Annotated in this window: 18 protein-coding genes and 1 tRNA gene; 16 read left to right on the forward strand and 3 right to left on the reverse strand. The window is 59.8% G+C overall.

All coding sequences use genetic code 11. The features are described from left to right. Window positions 1–275 precede the first annotated feature (275 nt). Window positions 276–1,883, forward strand: a complete 1,608-nt coding sequence (gene rtcR / locus AC1DF8_RS08980; RefSeq protein WP_478153028.1) for an RNA repair transcriptional activator RtcR — start codon at window positions 276–278, stop codon at window positions 1,881–1,883. A gap of 53 nt (window positions 1,884–1,936) precedes the next feature. Here rtcR and AC1DF8_RS08985 read toward each other — a convergent pair. Further along, window positions 1,937–2,026 (reverse strand) — tRNA-Ser (locus AC1DF8_RS08985). A gap of 304 nt (window positions 2,027–2,330) precedes the next feature. Between AC1DF8_RS08985 and rplU the strand changes: the two genes are divergently transcribed. The 4 genes from rplU to AC1DF8_RS09005 all read left to right on the forward strand — a co-directional run bounded on the left by rplU (window position 2,331) and on the right by AC1DF8_RS09005 (window position 4,318). Next, window positions 2,331–2,648 (forward strand): 50S ribosomal protein L21, encoded by a 318-nt coding sequence (rplU, locus tag AC1DF8_RS08990; protein ID WP_007824851.1) that lies wholly within the window; start codon window positions 2,331–2,333, stop codon window positions 2,646–2,648. 34 nt (window positions 2,649–2,682) lie between these two features. After that, window positions 2,683–2,952: a 50S ribosomal protein L27 gene (gene rpmA / locus AC1DF8_RS08995; protein ID WP_478153030.1), complete on the forward strand. Its 270-nt coding sequence runs from the start codon at window positions 2,683–2,685 to the stop codon at window positions 2,950–2,952. 125 nt (window positions 2,953–3,077) lie between these two features. Then, window positions 3,078–3,734, forward strand: a complete 657-nt coding sequence (locus AC1DF8_RS09000) for a GNAT family N-acetyltransferase (protein ID WP_112544911.1) — start codon at window positions 3,078–3,080, stop codon at window positions 3,732–3,734. Next, window positions 3,731–4,318, forward strand: a complete 588-nt coding sequence (locus tag AC1DF8_RS09005; RefSeq protein ID WP_112544912.1) for a GNAT family N-acetyltransferase — start codon at window positions 3,731–3,733, stop codon at window positions 4,316–4,318. The genes AC1DF8_RS09000 and AC1DF8_RS09005 overlap by 4 nt, the downstream gene beginning before the upstream one ends. A gap of 136 nt (window positions 4,319–4,454) precedes the next feature. On the opposite strand, the gene AC1DF8_RS09010 is transcribed toward AC1DF8_RS09005, so the two are convergent. Beyond that, on the reverse strand, window positions 4,455–5,321 hold the full coding sequence (locus AC1DF8_RS09010) for an endonuclease/exonuclease/phosphatase family protein (RefSeq protein WP_018114297.1): 867 nt from the start codon (window positions 5,319–5,321) through the stop codon (window positions 4,455–4,457). Between the two features lie 83 nt (window positions 5,322–5,404). Between AC1DF8_RS09010 and obgE the strand changes: the two genes are divergently transcribed. The 7 genes from obgE (at window position 5,405) to modC (ending at window position 12,679) form a co-directional block, all read left to right on the forward strand. Then, window positions 5,405–6,475 (forward strand): GTPase ObgE, encoded by a 1,071-nt coding sequence (gene obgE / locus AC1DF8_RS09015; protein WP_113144976.1) that lies wholly within the window; start codon window positions 5,405–5,407, stop codon window positions 6,473–6,475. After that, a complete protein-coding gene (gene proB / locus AC1DF8_RS09020; RefSeq protein WP_112544914.1) occupies window positions 6,468–7,637 on the forward strand; it encodes a glutamate 5-kinase in 1,170 nt (389 codons plus the stop codon). Before obgE ends, proB begins: the two co-directional genes overlap by 8 nt. Continuing rightward, a complete protein-coding gene (locus AC1DF8_RS09025) occupies window positions 7,630–8,913 on the forward strand; it encodes a glutamate-5-semialdehyde dehydrogenase (protein ID WP_478153034.1) in 1,284 nt (427 codons plus the stop codon). The genes proB and AC1DF8_RS09025 overlap by 8 nt, the downstream gene beginning before the upstream one ends. Before the next feature lie 37 nt (window positions 8,914–8,950). Beyond that, window positions 8,951–9,550: a nicotinate-nucleotide adenylyltransferase gene (locus AC1DF8_RS09030; protein ID WP_246715634.1), complete on the forward strand. Its 600-nt coding sequence runs from the start codon at window positions 8,951–8,953 to the stop codon at window positions 9,548–9,550. Window positions 9,551–10,043: 493 nt separating this feature from the next. Continuing rightward, window positions 10,044–10,835, forward strand: coding sequence for a molybdate ABC transporter substrate-binding protein (gene modA / locus AC1DF8_RS09035; protein ID WP_113115909.1), 792 nt, complete (start codon window positions 10,044–10,046; stop codon window positions 10,833–10,835). A 75-nt stretch (window positions 10,836–10,910) separates the two neighbouring features. Next, window positions 10,911–11,612 (forward strand): molybdate ABC transporter permease subunit, encoded by a 702-nt coding sequence (gene modB / locus AC1DF8_RS09040; protein WP_113144981.1) that lies wholly within the window; start codon window positions 10,911–10,913, stop codon window positions 11,610–11,612. Next, window positions 11,609–12,679, forward strand: coding sequence for a molybdenum ABC transporter ATP-binding protein (gene modC, locus AC1DF8_RS09045; RefSeq protein WP_478153037.1), 1,071 nt, complete (start codon window positions 11,609–11,611; stop codon window positions 12,677–12,679). Before modB ends, modC begins: the two co-directional genes overlap by 4 nt. Here the strand turns inward: modC and AC1DF8_RS09050 are convergent, their stop codons facing one another. Further along, a complete protein-coding gene (locus tag AC1DF8_RS09050; RefSeq protein WP_018114198.1) occupies window positions 12,680–13,057 on the reverse strand; it encodes a winged helix-turn-helix domain-containing protein in 378 nt (125 codons plus the stop codon). It abuts the gene before it with no gap. 208 nt (window positions 13,058–13,265) lie between these two features. Between AC1DF8_RS09050 and rsfS the strand changes: the two genes are divergently transcribed. The 4 genes from rsfS (at window position 13,266) to AC1DF8_RS09070 (ending at window position 17,187) form a co-directional block, all read left to right on the forward strand. Next, window positions 13,266–13,709 (forward strand): ribosome silencing factor, encoded by a 444-nt coding sequence (gene rsfS / locus AC1DF8_RS09055; RefSeq protein ID WP_018114199.1) that lies wholly within the window; start codon window positions 13,266–13,268, stop codon window positions 13,707–13,709. A 119-nt stretch (window positions 13,710–13,828) separates the two neighbouring features. Next, complete coding sequence (gene rlmH, locus AC1DF8_RS09060; RefSeq protein WP_112544920.1) at window positions 13,829–14,311, forward strand: 23S rRNA (pseudouridine(1915)-N(3))-methyltransferase RlmH; 483 nt, start codon at window positions 13,829–13,831, stop codon at window positions 14,309–14,311. Window positions 14,312–14,465: 154 nt separating this feature from the next. Next, complete coding sequence (locus tag AC1DF8_RS09065) at window positions 14,466–15,875, forward strand: murein hydrolase activator EnvC family protein (protein ID WP_478153158.1); 1,410 nt, start codon at window positions 14,466–14,468, stop codon at window positions 15,873–15,875. Continuing rightward, window positions 15,865–17,187 (forward strand): S41 family peptidase, encoded by a 1,323-nt coding sequence (locus AC1DF8_RS09070; RefSeq protein ID WP_112544921.1) that lies wholly within the window; start codon window positions 15,865–15,867, stop codon window positions 17,185–17,187. The genes AC1DF8_RS09065 and AC1DF8_RS09070 overlap by 11 nt, the downstream gene beginning before the upstream one ends. Window positions 17,188–17,219 lie beyond the last annotated feature (32 nt).

The following is a 17,219-nucleotide window of genomic DNA, read 5'->3' on the forward strand; positions in this document are numbered from 1 at the left end:
CTTCTATTCGTTCGTTTTTCCACACCACCCAGGCGACGATCTTTTCGCATCAGACTTTTGCCAAAGGCGTGTCACGCAAATTTTGTGACGCCGGATACAATTCAAGTGGTGTGCCAATTGGACGCCCAAAGCACAGAAACAGCAGAAATTTATTGCTATCCAATTGTTTTAAAACGGATAAAAACTTCGAAAAGAACTTTCAGCCTAGAATTGCGATTTCATTCGAGTTTTCATACCGTATCTTAAAATATAAACCTTATAAAATTGGATAACCCATGAAACGTCGAGTTGCCATCAGCATCCTTGGGACGACGCTTGATCTCGGCCGCCACGAAGAACGCTGGAACCGATGGCGGCCGAACGTTGGTCTGTGCCGGCAGCCCGGAATGTTCATCGATCGCCTTGAGCTCATTCACGACAACCATTCGGAATGGCTGGCAAAAGGGATTATTGCGGATATCGAAACCGTCTCACCGGCAACCGAAGTCCGCCAGAACATCATCAATCTCAAGGATCCCTGGGATTTCTCCGAGGTCTATACGAGCCTACGAGACTTTGCCCGCAACTATAATTTCGATCCGGAGAGCGAGGACTACCTCGTCAATATCACTACCGGCACGCATGTCGCCCAGATCTGCTGGTTTCTGCTGACTGAGGCGCGGATCATTCCCGGCCGCCTTTTACAGCTCTCGCCGCCGCGCGGCCGCGAACCGGATCGGGACTTTGCAGGCACGCACGCCATTATCGATCTTGATCTCTCACGATACGATGAAATCGCTAAGCGCTTTGCCTCGGAAAGGGACGATGCCACATCCTTCCTGAAATCCGGCATTTCTACGCGCAATGCCGCCTTCAACCGGATGATCGATGAAATCGAACGCGTCGTCATCCGCTCGAGCGCACCTGTGCTGCTCACAGGGCCGACAGGCGCCGGCAAATCGCAGCTTGCCAAGCGGATCTACGAACTGAAAAAGGCCCAGCGTAAGGTAACCGGACCTTTCGTCGAGGTGAACTGCGCGACGTTACGCGGCGACCAGGCCATGTCCACCCTCTTCGGCCACGTCAAAGGCGCCTTTACCGGTGCCGCCGGCGAACGAGCGGGTCTCTTGAAATCCGCCGACAAGGGCGTTCTCTTTCTGGACGAGATCGGTGAGTTGGGTGCAGATGAACAGGCCATGTGCCTGCGTGCCATCGAGGAAAAGCGCTTCCTGCCGGTTGGCGCGGACCGAGAAGTGTCCGCCGACTTCCAGCTCCTCGCCGGCACGAACAGGGATCTGCGCGAAGCCGTGCAGAAGGGGCAGTTTCGCGAAGATCTCCTTGCGCGATTGAACCTCTGGACATTCGGGCTTCCTGCCCTGCGCGAGCGCCGGGAAGACATAGAGCCCAACCTCGAATTCGAGCTGCGACGTTTTCTAGAATTGGAAGGTCAGAACATCACCTTCAACAAGGAGGCTCGCCAGCGCTACCTTTCCTTCGCAAACAGCCCAGAGGCTCTCTGGAGCGCCAACTTCCGCGATCTTTCCGCCTCGATCACCCGCATGGCGACGCTTGCCCCACAAGGACGGATCACCGTGGAAGCGGTCGAGGACGAAATTCGCAGACTGAAGGCCTCATGGAGGAATTCGGCCCAGAGCCTGTCGAATGACGATATTCTCATCGAGATCCTCGGCCGAGACGCGGTCGCCGGGCTGGACCTTTTCGATTCGGCCCAGCTTTCAGCCGTCGTCCGCATATGCCGGGAACATGCAAATATCAGCGCCGCAGGCCGAGCCCTGTTCGCAAGCTCACGCCTTGAGAAAAAGAGCAGTAACGACGCAGATCGCCTGTCGAAATATCTGGCGCGCTTCGGATTGAGATTTGAAGACGTCCGCACAGCCCGTTGAATGCCGGGACCTTGGRCAGGCTTTCGGTGTGATCGGATCGCCGGATTTTGTAGTGGCGGAGAGGGTGGGATTTGAACCCACGATACCCTTGCAGGTATGCCGCATTTCGAGTGCGGTGCATTCGACCACTCTGCCACCTCTCCGCATATTTGGTCGGCGCTTGTTCGGCGCGGGCGTTCTCATAACGAGCAAATGACAGGCTGGCAAGCCGAAATCTCAAGCTTTTCCATCCTTTTGCCTTGACACCTTTCTGTCACTCGCGTATCCCGCATCCGCAATAGGAGCGGAGTAATCCGCCCCTTGCCCGCCTCGCGCTCGCGCGGGGTTTCACCGGCAGACCAGAGTTCCGGGCTAGTACCCTGAAATCCCTGCTTAACTTCGACTGATAAGAAGACAGCCACCTGCGCTTTGCGGGGAGAGCTGGATCGAACATGAAAGGATAAAATAATGTTCGCAGTCATCAAGACCGGCGGTAAGCAGTACCGTGTGGCAGCCAATGACGTGCTGACCATCGAGAAGCTTGAAGCCTCCGCTGGCGACTCCATTGAATTCACCGAAGTCCTCGTGATCGGCGAAGGTGCCGACGCAGCGATCGGTGCGCCCTTCGTAGCCGGCGCCTCCGTCAAGGCGGAAGTCGTCGACCAGACCCGCGGCAAGAAGGTCATCGCCTTCAAGAAGCGTCGTCGTCAAAATTCGAAGCGTTCGCGCGGCCATCGCCAGCATCACACGGTTGTCCGTATCACGGACATCGTGGCCGCCAAGTAAGATCAACGGGTTTCAGGTTTAAAGGAGAACTCCAATGGCACATAAAAAAGCTGGCGGTTCCTCGCGTAACGGTCGCGATTCCGATTCCAAGCGCCTCGGCGTGAAGAAGTTCGGCGGCGAAAATGTCGTAGCAGGCAACATCATCGTTCGCCAGCGCGGTACGCAGTGGCATCCGGGCGCCAATGTCGGCCTCGGCAAGGATCATACTATTTTTGCGCTTACGGCAGGCAATGTGGACTACCGAACGAAGGCCAATGGTCGCGTGTACGTGTCTGTAATGCCGAAAGCGGAAGCAGYGGAATAAGCCGGTAGCGCTCTAAAACAGCCGGCGTCTCATCGACCCGGCTGACCGTACCAGGTTCAGTCCAGAAAACAGGGGAGATGGGGCGCCATCTCCCCTTTTTCTTTGTCCAAACAGGAGGACTGAACATGCAAGGCGAATTGATAAGGGTTGACCAATCACGGTCATCCCGGGAAGACCAGCGGTCTTCCATGGAACGGCTGAGGCCGGAGCGGTTAAGGACCGATTGCCCTGTCTTGTTATCGGAAAGGCTCGTCATGCGCGCGCCCCACGAGGAAGACATTGACGCCCTTGCCCATCTCGCCAACAACGCCAAAGTCGCCACCATGGTATCGCGTATGCCGCACCCATATACCGCCAATGATGCCGCCGACTTTGTTTGGCGTACGCGAAATGGCGAGATTGGCAAGTGCGTCTATGCCATCACCAAAGCCGAAAACGGTGCCTTCATGGGGTGCTGCGGGGTAGAGCCGCATACCGACGAGAAGACCGTCGAGATCGGCTACTGGCTGGGCGAACCCTATTGGAACCAGGGTTATATGACCGAAGCATGCCATGCGCTCGTCGACATGGTGTTCAGGACGCGGCAGCAGGTCGAGCAGATCGATGCCCGCTGCCGGGTCATGAACGTCGCTTCGCGCCGCGTCATCCAGAAGTGCGGCTTCCAGTTCCAGGGGTCCGGCCTTGCCGCATCGCTGGCGCTCGGCAGCAACGTGCCGGTCGAATGGTACCGGCTCGACCGCAAGACCTGGATGTCGCTGAGAAGCTGGGGGGCAATCTCATGAGTTCGGTTACCCTTCAGCGGCCCAAGAGCAAGCCCATGATGCCCGGCCCTGCGCCGGTCATCACCACGGCAAGGCTGACGCTTCGCCCGCACAGGCTGAGTGACGCTCCGGCAATCGCGGAATCGCTTTCCGATTTCGCGGTCACCCGCATGCTGGCCCGCGTTCCCGCCCCCTTCGACCGGCAGGATGCGTTGGACTGGCTGATCCCGGTTACGTCAGGCGTAATGCCTGATTGGAGTTTGGCGATCACCGGCAGTGATGATGTTCATATCGGCAATGTGTCGATAGAACTTCGTCATGGCCGCTGGCACCTCGGTTATTGGCTGAACCGCTACTACTGGCAGCGCGGCTATATGAGCGAGGCGGCGGAAGCCGTGCTGGAACGTTTCTCGCGGCGCATGCCTGACGTTCCCGTTCATTCGGGCGTCTTTGCCGACAATCCTGCATCCCTCCGGCTGCAGGAAAAGCTCGGTTTCCGGATGACCGGCTGCAGCGAAATCTACTCTTTCGCCCGCAACACCATGGTCGCCCATATCGAAACCGTGCTGCAGCCTGGCGCTCTGCAGCAGAAAAAGGTCGCCTGATATAGAAGGACGCCGCTATGATGCCTGTCGCGCAAAAACGTGCAGTGGTTTTGCGGTAACGGCATGCACGAAACAAAGACCTTAAGGCGAGTGAGCGATCTGAAAGATCGCGGCACGCTTTAAGGGCGGCGTCCTTTCAATCGCCGATCTCGACCCGCAGGGGAAAATGATCGGACCCTGGCGAATCCGTATCGATGACAGCGGATTTCAACCGGTCCTTGAGGCCGCAACTGACGAAACAGTAATCGATATGCATCCGCTTGCCGTGATCTTCCGGATCCATCCAGCTGTAGCTTCCGGGCGTATAGGCTCCAAGCGCCGCAAAGGCGTCGATCGGCGTGCCGATCCGCGCCGTACGGCCGTAAAATCCGTCGACGGATCCGGCGAAGGCGCAGTATTCCGGCGATTCCGGCTCCATGTTGAAATCGCCCATGATGACGTAATCCTCCGGCAGCGGCAGCTCTGGAAGCCCGAATTCGCTGCCCCCGCTCAGCGATGCGCCCTCCTGAACGAAGGCATTGATGCGCTCGCCGAGATGGCGAAGCTGCGCAAGGCGTTCGTCGATAGAGACATGATCGAGATGGACGGAATAGACGCGGACAGCGCCGCCGGGGGTCGCAATAACGGTTTCCGTAGCAGCACGCTGCAGGTTTATCTTGTCGATCGTACGGCTGCGCGGCAGAAGCAGCGTGCGCGTCGACAGAATAGGCCAGCGCGACAGGACCATATTGCCGAACTGAAAACGGGTATCGCGCGGCAGCGAAATCCGGCCCTTCGGCGCCTCGACATGCATGTCGCAGGCCGGTCCATAGACCCAGAAATGGTCGGGAAACAGAGCCGCGATAATATCCGGCATATTGGCATAATCGTTCCGAACGAAGCCTCTCGTCACCTCCTGGAGCGCGATGACATCAGCACCTTCGAGGCTTCCGGCGATACGTTCCGGATCGTATCTGCCGTCGAGACCGAAGCCGTACTGTATGTTATAGCTCGCAAAAATCACGATATTCTTTGACCTCCGCCTGAACCGCCTATATCGAATGGGCCAAGAGGGGTCGCCCAAACGCACTGAGTACTGGAAGTAAAATGAAATTTCTCGATGAAGCAAAGGTCTATATCCGGTCGGGTGATGGTGGCGCGGGCAGCGTCTCCTTCCGCCGTGAGAAATTCATCGAGTTCGGCGGGCCCGACGGCGGTGACGGCGGGCGCGGCGGCGATGTCTGGGTTGAGGCCGTCAATGGCCTCAATACGCTGATCGATTTTCGTTACCAGCAGCACTTCAAGGCCAAGGTCGGCATGCACGGCATGGGCAAGAACCGTACCGGCGCCAATGGCGACGACGTGACGCTCAAGGTTCCCGTCGGCACGCAGATCCTCGAGGAGGATCAGGAAAGCCTCATCTGTGACCTGACCGAGGAAGGCCAGCGCTTCTGCCTCGCAAAAGGCGGCAACGGCGGCTTCGGCAACGCCCACTTCAAATCCTCGGTCAACCAGGCGCCGGACTGGGCCAATCCCGGCCTCGAGGGCGAAGAAAAAACCATTTGGCTGCACCTGAAGCTGATTGCGGATGCCGGCCTCGTCGGCCTGCCGAATGCCGGCAAGTCCACCTTCCTCGCTTCCGTGACCCGCGCCCGGCCGAAGATCGCCAATTACCCCTTCACGACGCTGCACCCCAACCTCGGTGTCGCGACAATCGACGAGCGGGAATTCATCCTTGCCGATATTCCCGGTCTTATCGAAGGTGCGCATGAGGGTGTGGGCATCGGCGACCGTTTCCTCGGCCATGTCGAGCGCACGCGCGTACTGCTGCATCTCGTCTCTGCCCAGGAGGAAAAGGTCGGCAAGGCCTACAAGACGGTCAAGCACGAACTCGAAGCCTATGGCAACGACCTTACCGACAAACCGGAAATCGTTGCGCTATCCCAGATCGACGTCCTCGACGACGCGACGCTGAAGAAGAAGGCCAAGGAACTTGCAAAGGCCTGCGGCAAGACGCCGTTCCTGATTTCGGCCGTTACCGGCAAGGGAATGACGGAAGTGCTGCGCGCGCTGCGCGACATCATCGTCGAAGCCAACACCGAGGAAAAGCCGGCCAAGACCCCCAAGCTGCGCCATCGCGACATGATCCTCAGCGACGAGGACGAGAGCGATGAGTAGCCGTAAACCGCTGGATCGCTATCGCCGCGTCGTCATCAAGATCGGCTCGGCGCTCTTGGTCGATCGCAAGACCGGTCTGAAGAAATCATGGCTCGATGCCATGTGCGCCGATATCGCTGCGCTGAAGTCCAAAGGCGTCGATATCCTTGTGGTATCGTCAGGCGCTATCGCGCTCGGCCGCTCAGTGCTCGATCTTCCCCCGGGCGCCCTGAAGCTGGAGGAAAGTCAGGCAGCAGCGGCGGTCGGCCAGATCGCGCTGGCACGTGCCTGGTCGGAAAGCCTTTCACGAGACGACACCGTCGCCGGCCAGATCCTGCTGACGCTCGGCGATACCGAAGAGCGCCGCCGTTACCTCAATGCCCGCGCCACCATCAATCAGCTTTTGAAGATCCGCGCGGTGCCGATCATCAATGAGAACGACACGGTCGCGACCAGCGAGATCCGCTATGGCGACAACGACCGCCTCGCTGCCCGCGTCGCTACCATGGCCGGCGCTGACCTGCTGATCCTTCTCTCCGATATCGACGGTCTCTACACAGCTCCGCCGCATCTCGATCCGAATGCGCAATTCCTTGAGACCATTGCGGAAATCACGCCCGAGATAGAGGCCATGGCCGGTGGTGCGGCCTCGGAACTCTCACGCGGCGGCATGCGCACCAAGATCGATGCCGGCAAGATCGCGACAACATCGGGCTGCGCCATGATCATCGCGTCAGGCAAGACGGAAAGTCCGCTGTCGGCGATCGAAAACGGCGCGCGCTCCTCCTGGTTTGCGCCTTCGGGCACGCCCGTCACCGCCCGCAAGACCTGGATCGCCGGCCAGCTTCAGCCGGCTGGCATGCTGCATCTCGATGAGGGTGCCGTCACGGCCCTCGGCGCCGGCAAGAGCCTCTTGCCCGCCGGTGTGCGCAGCATCTCCGGCAATTTCGCCCGTGGCGATACAGTTGCGATCATCGCCCCCTCAGGCCGCGAGGTCGCCCGTGGGCTAGTCAGCTACGACGCAGAGGAAGCCCGCCAGATCGCCGGCCGCAAATCGGCAGAGATCGAGGCAATCCTCGGTTATCCCGGCCGCGCCGCCATGGTCCACCGCGACGATATGGTCATGACGGCGCAGATCGGCTCGAAATCGGAAAGGCAGAAGAAGGACGCAAGCTATGCTTGATACTGTTGCGCAAAGCCCTGACATTGACGTGCTGATGAACGACATCGGCCGCAAGGCCAAGGCCGCCGCGCGACCATTGGGCTTCGCTTCTACCGATGCCAAGAACAAGGCTCTGAACGCGATGGCGGATGCCATCCTTGCGAACAAGGCCCATATCCTTTCAGAAAATGCCAAGGATTTGAAGGATGTGGAGGGCACGGACATGCTCGCCTCCTTCATCGACCGCCTGACGCTGAACGACAAGCGCGTCACGGAAATGGCCGAGGGCATCCGCGCGATTGCCGCTCTTCCCGATCCTGTCGGGGAAGTCATCGCCGCCTGGGACCGGCCGAACGGCCTGAAGATCGAGCGTGTGCGAACACCACTCGGCGTCATCGGCGTCATCTTTGAAAGCCGGCCGAACGTCACGGCCGATGCCGGTGCGCTCTGCCTGAAGGCCGGCAATGCAGTGATCCTGCGCTGCGGTTCGGATTCGCGCCGTTCCTCGGCTGCGATCCATGCCTGCATGGTCGAGGGCCTGAAGGCAGCCGGCCTGCCGGAATATGCGATCCAGCTCGTACCTGTCACCGATCGCGCCGCCGTCGGCGCCATGCTGCGCGGGCTTGATGGCACAATCGACGTCATCGTGCCGCGTGGCGGCAAGAGCCTTGTTGCCCGCGTGCAGAGCGAAGCGCGCGTGCCGGTTTTCGCCCATCTCGAAGGCCTCTGCCATATCTATGTCGATGCCTCCGCCGATCTCGAAATGGCGAAGGATATCATCGTCAATGCCAAGATGCGCCGCACCGGCGTCTGCGGAGCAGCCGAAACCCTGCTGGTTGACGAGGCCGTCTCCGGCACGCATCTGAAACCATTGATCGAGGTTCTGAGCCAGGCCGGCTGCGAGGTTCGCGCCTCGGCCGCTGTTGTCGACGTCGTGCCGGGCTTGAAGCCTGCGACCGAAGAAGACTGGTCGACCGAATATCTGGATGCCATCATTTCCGTTGCCATCGTCGACGGCATCTCCGGCGCGATCGGTCATATCCAGAAATACTCGTCGAACCATACCGAAGCCGTGCTTGCCGAAGACCCAGAAGTCGTCGAGCGCTTCTTCACCGAGATCGACTCGGCCATCCTGCTGCACAACGCCTCCACCCAATTCGCTGATGGCGGTGAATTCGGCATGGGCGCGGAGATCGGCATTGCCACTGGCAAGATGCATGCGCGCGGCCCTGTAGGCGTCGAGCAGCTTACTTCTTTCAAATACCGCGTTCGCGGCAACGGACAGACGCGGCCCTGACGTGACCACGGAGCATATAGGCCGGCAGTATCTGCGCATGCCGCATTGCGAACGCGGCATGATCGTCGGCCTATTCGGCGGCTCCTTCAATCCGCCGCATGAAGGCCATGCCCTGGTCGCCGAAATCGCCATTCGCCGCCTGGGGCTGGACCAGCTCTGGTGGATGGTGACACCGGGCAATCCGCTTAAAAGCCGATATCATCTGGCACCACTTTCGGAGCGCATAGCGCGCAGCGAGGCGATCGCCACCGACCCGCACATCAAGGTCACGGCCTTCGAACAGGCATTTGGCGTGAGCTACACGGCCAGTACGCTCGCCCGCGTAAAGGCGCGCAATCCGCATGTGCATTTCATATGGATCATGGGCGCTGACAGCATGGAAAATTTCCATCGCTGGCAGAAATGGCAGAATATCGCGCGCACCTTCCCGATCGCCGTCATCGACCGGCCAGGCTCGACGCTCTCCTACCTTTCCTCGAAAATGGCCAAGACCTTTGCCTTTGCGCGCATCGACGAAGATGACGCCCGTGTGCTCTGGAAGAAGCCGGCGCCCGCCTGGACCTTCATTCACGGTCCACGCTCAACCTTGAGCTCGACAGCCATCCGCAACGGCGACCAGCACAAGGCCGCGGAATAATCGGATTGTTTTAGAAGTTTCCAGAAATGAAAAGCCCGACGCGGGAGGAGGTGCGTCGGGCTTAAAACTTGATCGACAACTGGGAGGAGGAGTGTTGTCGATCCTATCGGACGGCTATGGGAGGAGGAGAAGCCGTCGGATGATTGTCTTTTAGCACATTTGTTCAGAAGGTGAATATATACAAGTGCATTGCAGCAATGCATATCATGCAGGCCTCGTCGAGATACGACGACGACGGCTGCCATTTTAATCAGCAATAACAGATCGATTTAGGCTTTCCATTCTCTCAGCTTGTCATTTGCAAGGCTGAACTGCCACATTTATGCCTCGGCAATTCTTGGCTCGCCATGAGCCATGCATCTCACGAATGCGTGAGGAGCCGTGCGTGAAACCTACGCTTTTTTGCTGCCGATATATTTTATGAAACGCAGCCCTAGCCAAACCTTACCTGCCGTTATATCCGTCTAGATATTTCGTTCTTGGGGAGAAAATCATGCACAATCGCCGCCGCTGGATGAAACTGGCAACCGCCGCAATCTCGGCGATCTGGCTTGGCGCAGCAGCGCTTTCCGCGCCCGCTGAAGCCGCCGAAAAGGTCACCGTTTTCGCAGCTGCAAGCTTGAAGGATGCGCTCGACGCAGCCAACGCAGCCTGGGCGAAGGAAAGCGGCAAGGAAGCCGTCGCCTCCTACGCCGCAAGCGGTGCGCTTGCCAAGCAGATCGAAAACGCCGCCCCAGCCGACGTCTTCATTTCCGCTGACCTCAACTGGATGGATTACGTCGCCGACAAGAAGTTGATCAAGGCCGACACCCGCTCCAACCTGCTCGGCAACCGACTCGTCCTGGTCGCCGAAAACGGCAAGCAGAAGCCGGTCGAGATCAAATCGGGCTTCGATCTCGCCAGCCTGATCGGGGATGGCAAGCTCGCAATGGGCGAACCGAAGTCGGTTCCGGCCGGCAAGTATGGCCAGACAGCGCTCGACAAGCTCGGGGTCTGGAAATCCGTGGAAAGCAAGGTGGCCTATTCTGAAAGCGTGCGTGCTGCCCTCGCCCTCGTTTCCCGCGGCGAAGCGCCTTACGGCATCGTCTATCAGACCGATGCGGCCGCCGATAAGGGCGTTGCGATAGTCGGCACCTTCCCGGCTGATTCCCACCCGCCGATCATCTATCCGATCGCCCTGCTTGCCGAGAGCAAGAACCCGGATGCTGCTGCCTATCTCGACTTCCTGAAGTCGGACAAGGCTGCTCCCTTCTTCACTGCACAGGGCTTCACCATCCTGAAATAATTGCGCAATTGGCGCCCAGAGCTTAGCGTGAAGGCTCGCTTCGGCGGGCCTTCACTGTTTCGGAGAAGATGACGCTTGGATATGTTCGGTTTGAGCGATGAGGAATGGACAGCGATCCTGCTGAGCCTGCGTATATCCTCCGTCGCCACTGTGGCGAGCCTGCCGCTCGGCATCCTGGTCGCCCTGTTGCTCGCGCGCGGTCGCTTTTGGGGAAAGTCCGTAGTGAACGGCATCGTCCACTTGCCGCTGATCCTGCCGCCGGTCGTTACCGGCTTTATCCTCCTCGTCCTTTTCGGACGCCGTGGCCCGATCGGCAGCCTCCTGGATCAATATCTGGGCATCGTACTGGCCTTCCGCTGGACCGGTGCGGCGCTCGCCTGCGGCGTCATGGGCTTCCCGCTGATGGTGCGTAGCATTCGTCTCTCCATCGAAGCCGTCGACCGGAAACTGGAGGAAGCTGCCGGGACGCTCGGCGCGAGCCCGGCCTGGGTTTTCCTGACCATCACGCTGCCGCTGATCATTCCCGGCGTCATCGTCGGCATGATCCTCTGCTTTGCCAAAGCGATGGGCGAGTTCGGCGCCACCATCACCTTCGTCTCCAACATCCCGGGCGAGACGCAGACACTGTCGACCGCCATCTACACCTTTACCCAGGTGCCGGGCGGTGATGCCGTCGCGATGCGGCTTACCCTTATTTCCATCGCCATCTCCATGCTGGCTCTTCTCGCTTCGGAATATCTCGCCTATCTCGCCGGCCGGAGGATCGATCCGGAATGACACTCATCGTCGAAGCAAGACATCGCCTTGGTGCCTTCGGGCTTGATGCCGCCTTTACATCCGAACGCGGGGTGACCGCTCTCTTCGGCCGTTCCGGCTCCGGAAAGACCTCCATGATCCGCATCATCGCCGGCCTCACTCGACCGACTGATGGCAGGGTCCTGCTCGACGGCGAGGCGCTGACGGATACGGCAAAGGGCATCTTCATTCCCCAGCATCGCCGTCGCTTCGGCTATGTCTTCCAGGAAGCACGCCTCTTTCCGCACTTAAGCGTCCGCTCGAACCTCTCTTATGGCCGGTGGTTCACGCCGAAATCCGCGCATACTGAAAATTTCGATCGCGTCGTCGATCTGCTCGGCATCGGCCAGCTGCTCGACCGCAGCCCTTCAAAGCTGTCGGGAGGCGAGAAGCAGCGTGTCGCGATCGGTCGCGCGCTGCTTGCCTCGCCACGCCTCCTGCTGATGGACGAGCCCCTGGCCGCACTGGATGAAGCCCGCAAGGGCGAGATCTTGCCCTACCTCGAGCGTCTGCGCGACGAGATGGATATTCCGATCGTCTATGTCAGCCATTCGATCGCCGAAGTCGCGCGCCTCGCAAATCAGGTCGTCGTCATGCGTGACGGCAAGGTGGAAGCGGCAGGTCCTGCGACAGAAGTCCTCAGCCGCTCCTCGCTGCTGCCGGAAGACCGAAGAGAGGCGGGCGCCGTGCTGGAAGGCACAGTCGAGAGTATCGATTTGACCAATCGAATTTCGGTGGTGCTGCTGAAGGCCGGCAGGCTCTATGTTCCAGGTGCCGCGCCGGCCGCGGGCAGAACCGTGCGCATCCGCATCCCCGCCCGAGACGTGATGCTGGCAATACAAAAGCCGGAAGGGTTAAGCGCTCTCAACATTCTGGAAGGGACCATCTCGCAGGTTTCACCGGCGGAGGATGGAACCGTCGAGATCCGCCTCGATTGCGCCGGTGATGCCGTGCTCTCCCGTATCACCGCACTGTCCTGCGAGCGCCTGGGGCTAAATCCGGGTATGCCCGCTTTCGCCGTTATCAAGACTGTCGCGCTGGAAGCCTGATCAACGCCGGTCGTCCGGCTGCGGATTGCGGTTATTTTCCAGCCAGGTGAGATCGTCGGCAAGACTGCTGCGCACGGTTTTTTCCATGTTGCGAAAGCGCGCCAGCAATTGGTCCCCGAATGGAGTCAATGCCGCACCGCCGCCCTTCTGGCCGCCGCGCTGTGATTCAACCACCTGAGCCTTGAACATGCGATTCATCTCGGCAACAAGCAGCCATGCGCGGCGATAGGACATGTCCATTGCGCGGCCGGCAGCGGAGATCGAACCTGTCTCGCGGATATGCTCGAGCAGCTCCATCTTGCCGCGGCCGAGGCGATCGTCATCGGGAAAGGTGATTCGCAGGACGGGCGTAAGGGAATTTTTGGCGGGTTCGGTCATATCGGTCGGAATTTGGAGACATTATCGGCACTTTACGCCCGACCGCAGACGCTGTACATCGCAACTCCATTCGACCTGGGGTCGAAATCTCGATTTCGTGACGCCAAATGCGGCTTTTGGCCGTTCGCGCGCTGCGCCGCGTCTTGAAACGTTAATGGTTTGATGCCTATCTTAACCATGATCCGGTGACACCGGATCTGTGTTGTGCATGGTTTGTCATTCCAGGAAAGGGAAAGCACTGACAACAGTACACGCCAAGGGAAAAACGCTTGCCGTTCTCCCGAAGGGTTCGGAACGTGGCGCCGATGCCGCCGCCCGTGCTCTGGAAGCCGTCCTCGTCAGCCTCGAGGACTCCAAAGCTGAAGATATCGTCACCATCAACATTGCCGGAAAATCGGCGCTGGGAGACTACATGGTTGTTGTCTCCGGCCGCTCGAACAGGCACGTCATGGCGATCGCCGATCATCTTCTGACTGATCTCAAGGACGAGGGTTTCGGTACAGCCCGCGTCGAGGGTCAGGAAGGCGGTGACTGGATCCTCATCGACACCGGTGACATCATCGTGCATGTGTTCCGTCCCGAAATTCGCGAGTTCTACAACATCGAAAAGATGTGGGCGGCTCCGGATATGGACGAGGAAACGCGGCACTGACAGGCAGCCCGGCATTCGCCCGGCGCTTGAGACGTGGTAACTGGCCGGGCCAGCTTTCGATCGCTGGCCGGTAAGTCCACATTGCGCTTCTTGAAGCGCGGCATAGCAGGAGCGGATGAATGCGGATTGGTCTTTTTGCGGTGGGACGGCTGAAGTCCGGCCCCGAAAAGGATCTTGCCGCCCGCTATTTCGACCGTTTTGCCAAGGCCGGCCCTGCGGTTGGCCTGGAATTCTCTCGCATCGCCGAAGTGGCTGAAAGCCGCGCCTCCAATGCAGAGACCCGCAAGCGTGAGGAGGCGGCCATGCTGCAGAAGTCGCTCTCTGAAGGCAGCATCCTCATTCTCCTCGATGAACGCGGCAAGGCGCTGGACAGCGAAGCTTTCGCCAATCTCCTCGGCACCTATCGCGATCAGGGCAAACGCGACCTGACGATCGCGATCGGCGGCGCCGATGGCCTCGATCCTTCCCTCTACGACCGGGCCGACATGACCCTTTGCCTTGGCAAGATGACATGGCCTCATCAGATCGTCCGCACGCTGATTGCCGAACAGCTCTATCGGGCGGTGACCATCCTTTCCGGCCACCCCTACCATCGTGTGTGACGCGGCCAAAAACACTCACGCAGCCGTGTTTTGCGTGACGACCTCTTCTCCTTCAAACTTTCTGGCCAACGGCCCCAAATCAGCTTAGGTTCCGGGCGATTTGAACGAGTAAACCCCGACACGCATGACGAGAGCTGCCCCCAAGCGATCCCGCCTGTTTTTGCCGGCCGTTGCCGCAGGGCTCGGTGCGGCCGTCATTGCCATTTCGGGAAACCCCTTTGCCGTACAGGCGCAGGACGCGCCGCCTCCGCCCGCAGCAGCCGAACAGACCGCCCCGGTCACGTCAGCCGAGCAACCGCCACCTGACCCCGCGGCCGAACTGGCGAAGAAGCGCGACGAGACGCGGGCCGAACTCGACAAGCTGTCCAAGACGATCAACCTCTCCTCGGACAAGGTGAGCGAGCTTCAAAGCAGCATCGACAATCTGGAAAAGAGCACTGCAAGCATTCGCCAGGCACTGATCGATTCCGCGGCGCGCCGCAAAGGCCTGGAAGGCAAGATTCTCGACAGCGAAAAGAAGCTCGCTGACATCGGCGTCAAGGAAGACGGCATTCGCCGTTCGCTGCACGAGCGCCGCGGCGTTTTGGCCGAGGTCCTTGCCGCCTTGCAGCGTATGGGCCGCAACCCGCCGCCCGCCCTTCTCGTCACACCCGACGACGCCCTTGCCTCGGTCCGCAGCGCTATTCTGCTCGGCGCCGTCGTTCCGGGCATCCGCAAGGAGACCGAAAAGCTGGCGGCCGATCTTGCTAATCTTTCAGCCTTGCAAACGGCAAGCGCCAAGGAGAAGGAAGATCTGACCATCACTATGGCAAACAGCCTGGAGGAGGAGCGGCGCATGGATTTGCTGCTCGCCGAAAACGACAAGCTGAGCCGCACCAATACCTCCGAACTGGAAGCCGAGAAGCAGCGATCCCAGGAACTGGCAAGCAAGGCGACGACGCTCGAAAGCCTCGTTGCCTCGATGGAAACGGAGATCGCCTCCGTGCGCGACGCCGCCGCTGCCGCCCGGCAGGCAGAGGAAAACCGCAAGCTCCTAACGGACGAGCAGCGCGCCCAGGCAAAGGCCCTGGCCGACAGCGGAGTGCCCGATAAAAACCGCATTGCGCCCGCATATCCCTTCGGAGAATTGAAGGCGAAGCTGGAGTTGCCTGTGGCGGGCGATATTCTGCGCCAGTTCGGAGATGCCGATGGCACCGGACACGAGGCCATGGGAATGACTGTTGCGACCAATCCGGAAACGGTGGTGACTGCGCCTGCTGACGGGCTGGTGGTTTTTGCCGGCGCTTTCCGCAGCTATGGCCAGATGATCATCCTCGACGCTGGCGACGGATACCACCTGGTTATCTCAGGCATGGATACGATCAGCACTCGTCAGGGAAAATTCGTTTTCTCCGGCGAACCGCTGGCCGTGATGGGTGCTAAAAGAGTGGCAAGCGCAACCGCATTGGCGCTGGAAACAGATCGGCCAACGCTTTACATTGAGTTTCGAAAGGACGGTAAACCGGTCGATTCCCGACCGTGGTGGACCGCCAAAGACACTGGAAAGGCACGCAATGATTCGTAGGGCTTCTCTTGTTCTGGTCGGCGCACTGATGGGCGCGACCGCGATGAGCGTCATTTACTCCGCAGGCGTGCCTGCAGAGGCGGCGGGAGCATCGACCTATAAGGAGCTTTCGGTATTCGGTGACGTCTTCGAACGCGTGCGTGCGCAATATGTAACGCCGCCGGCTGAGGACAAGCTCATCGAGAGCGCCATCAACGGCATGCTGTCCTCGCTCGATCCGCATTCCAGCTACATGAATGCGAAGGACGCCGAAGACATGCGCACCCAGACCAAGGGTGAGTTCGGCGGCCTCGGTATCGAAGTCACCATGGAAGACGAGCTCGTCAAGGTCATCACCCCGATCGACGATACTCCGGCTGCCAAGGCTGGCGTTCTCGCCGGCGATTATATCTCCGAGATCGACGGCCAGTCCGTCCGCGGCCTGAAGCTCGAAGACGCCGTCGAGAAGATGCGCGGCGCCGTCAACACGCCGATCAAGCTGACGCTGATCCGCAAGGGCGCTGACAAGCCGATCGAACTGACGATCGTGCGTGACGTCGTTGCCGTCCAGGCCGTCAAGTCGCGCGTCGAGGATGATGTCGGTTACCTGCGCGTCATCTCCTTCACCGAAAAGACCTATCCGGATCTCGAAAAGGCGATCCAGAAGATCAAGGCGACGGTTCCTGCCGACAAACTCAAGGGCTTCGTTCTTGACTTGCGTCTCAATCCCGGCGGTCTGCTCGATCAGGCGATCAACGTATCCGATGCCTTCCTGGAGCGCGGTGAAGTGGTTTCCACCCGCGGCCGCAATCCGGATGAGACGCGCCGCTTCAATGCCGGCCCTGGTGACTTGACCGACCACAAGCCGCTCATCGTTCTCATCAACGGTGGCTCGGCTTCCGCGTCGGAAATCGTTGCCGGCGCCCTGCAGGATCTGCGTCGTGCCACCGTTCTCGGCACCCGCTCCTTCGGCAAGGGCTCCGTCCAGACGATTATTCCGCTTGGCGAAAACGGCGCGCTGCGCCTGACGACGGCGCTCTACTACACGCCATCGGGTCGCTCGATCCAGGGCACCGGCATTACGCCTGACATCAAGGTGGAAGAGCCCCTTCCGGCCGATCTCCAGGGCAAGATGGTGACCGAGGGCGAATCCGCCCTGCGCGGCCACATCAAGGGCCAGAGCGAGACTGAGGAAGGTTCGGGCTCGGTCGCCTATGTCCCGCCGGATCCAAAGGACGACGTCCAGCTCAACTACGCACTCGACCTGCTGCGCGGCAAGAAGACCGATCCGTCCTTCCCGCCGGACCCTGAAAAGGCCGTGGTCGCCAAGTAATTCTTCGATTTCAAGGCCGGGCGATTGTCCGG

This window comes from Rhizobium sp. 05N49 (assembly GCF_056396805.1).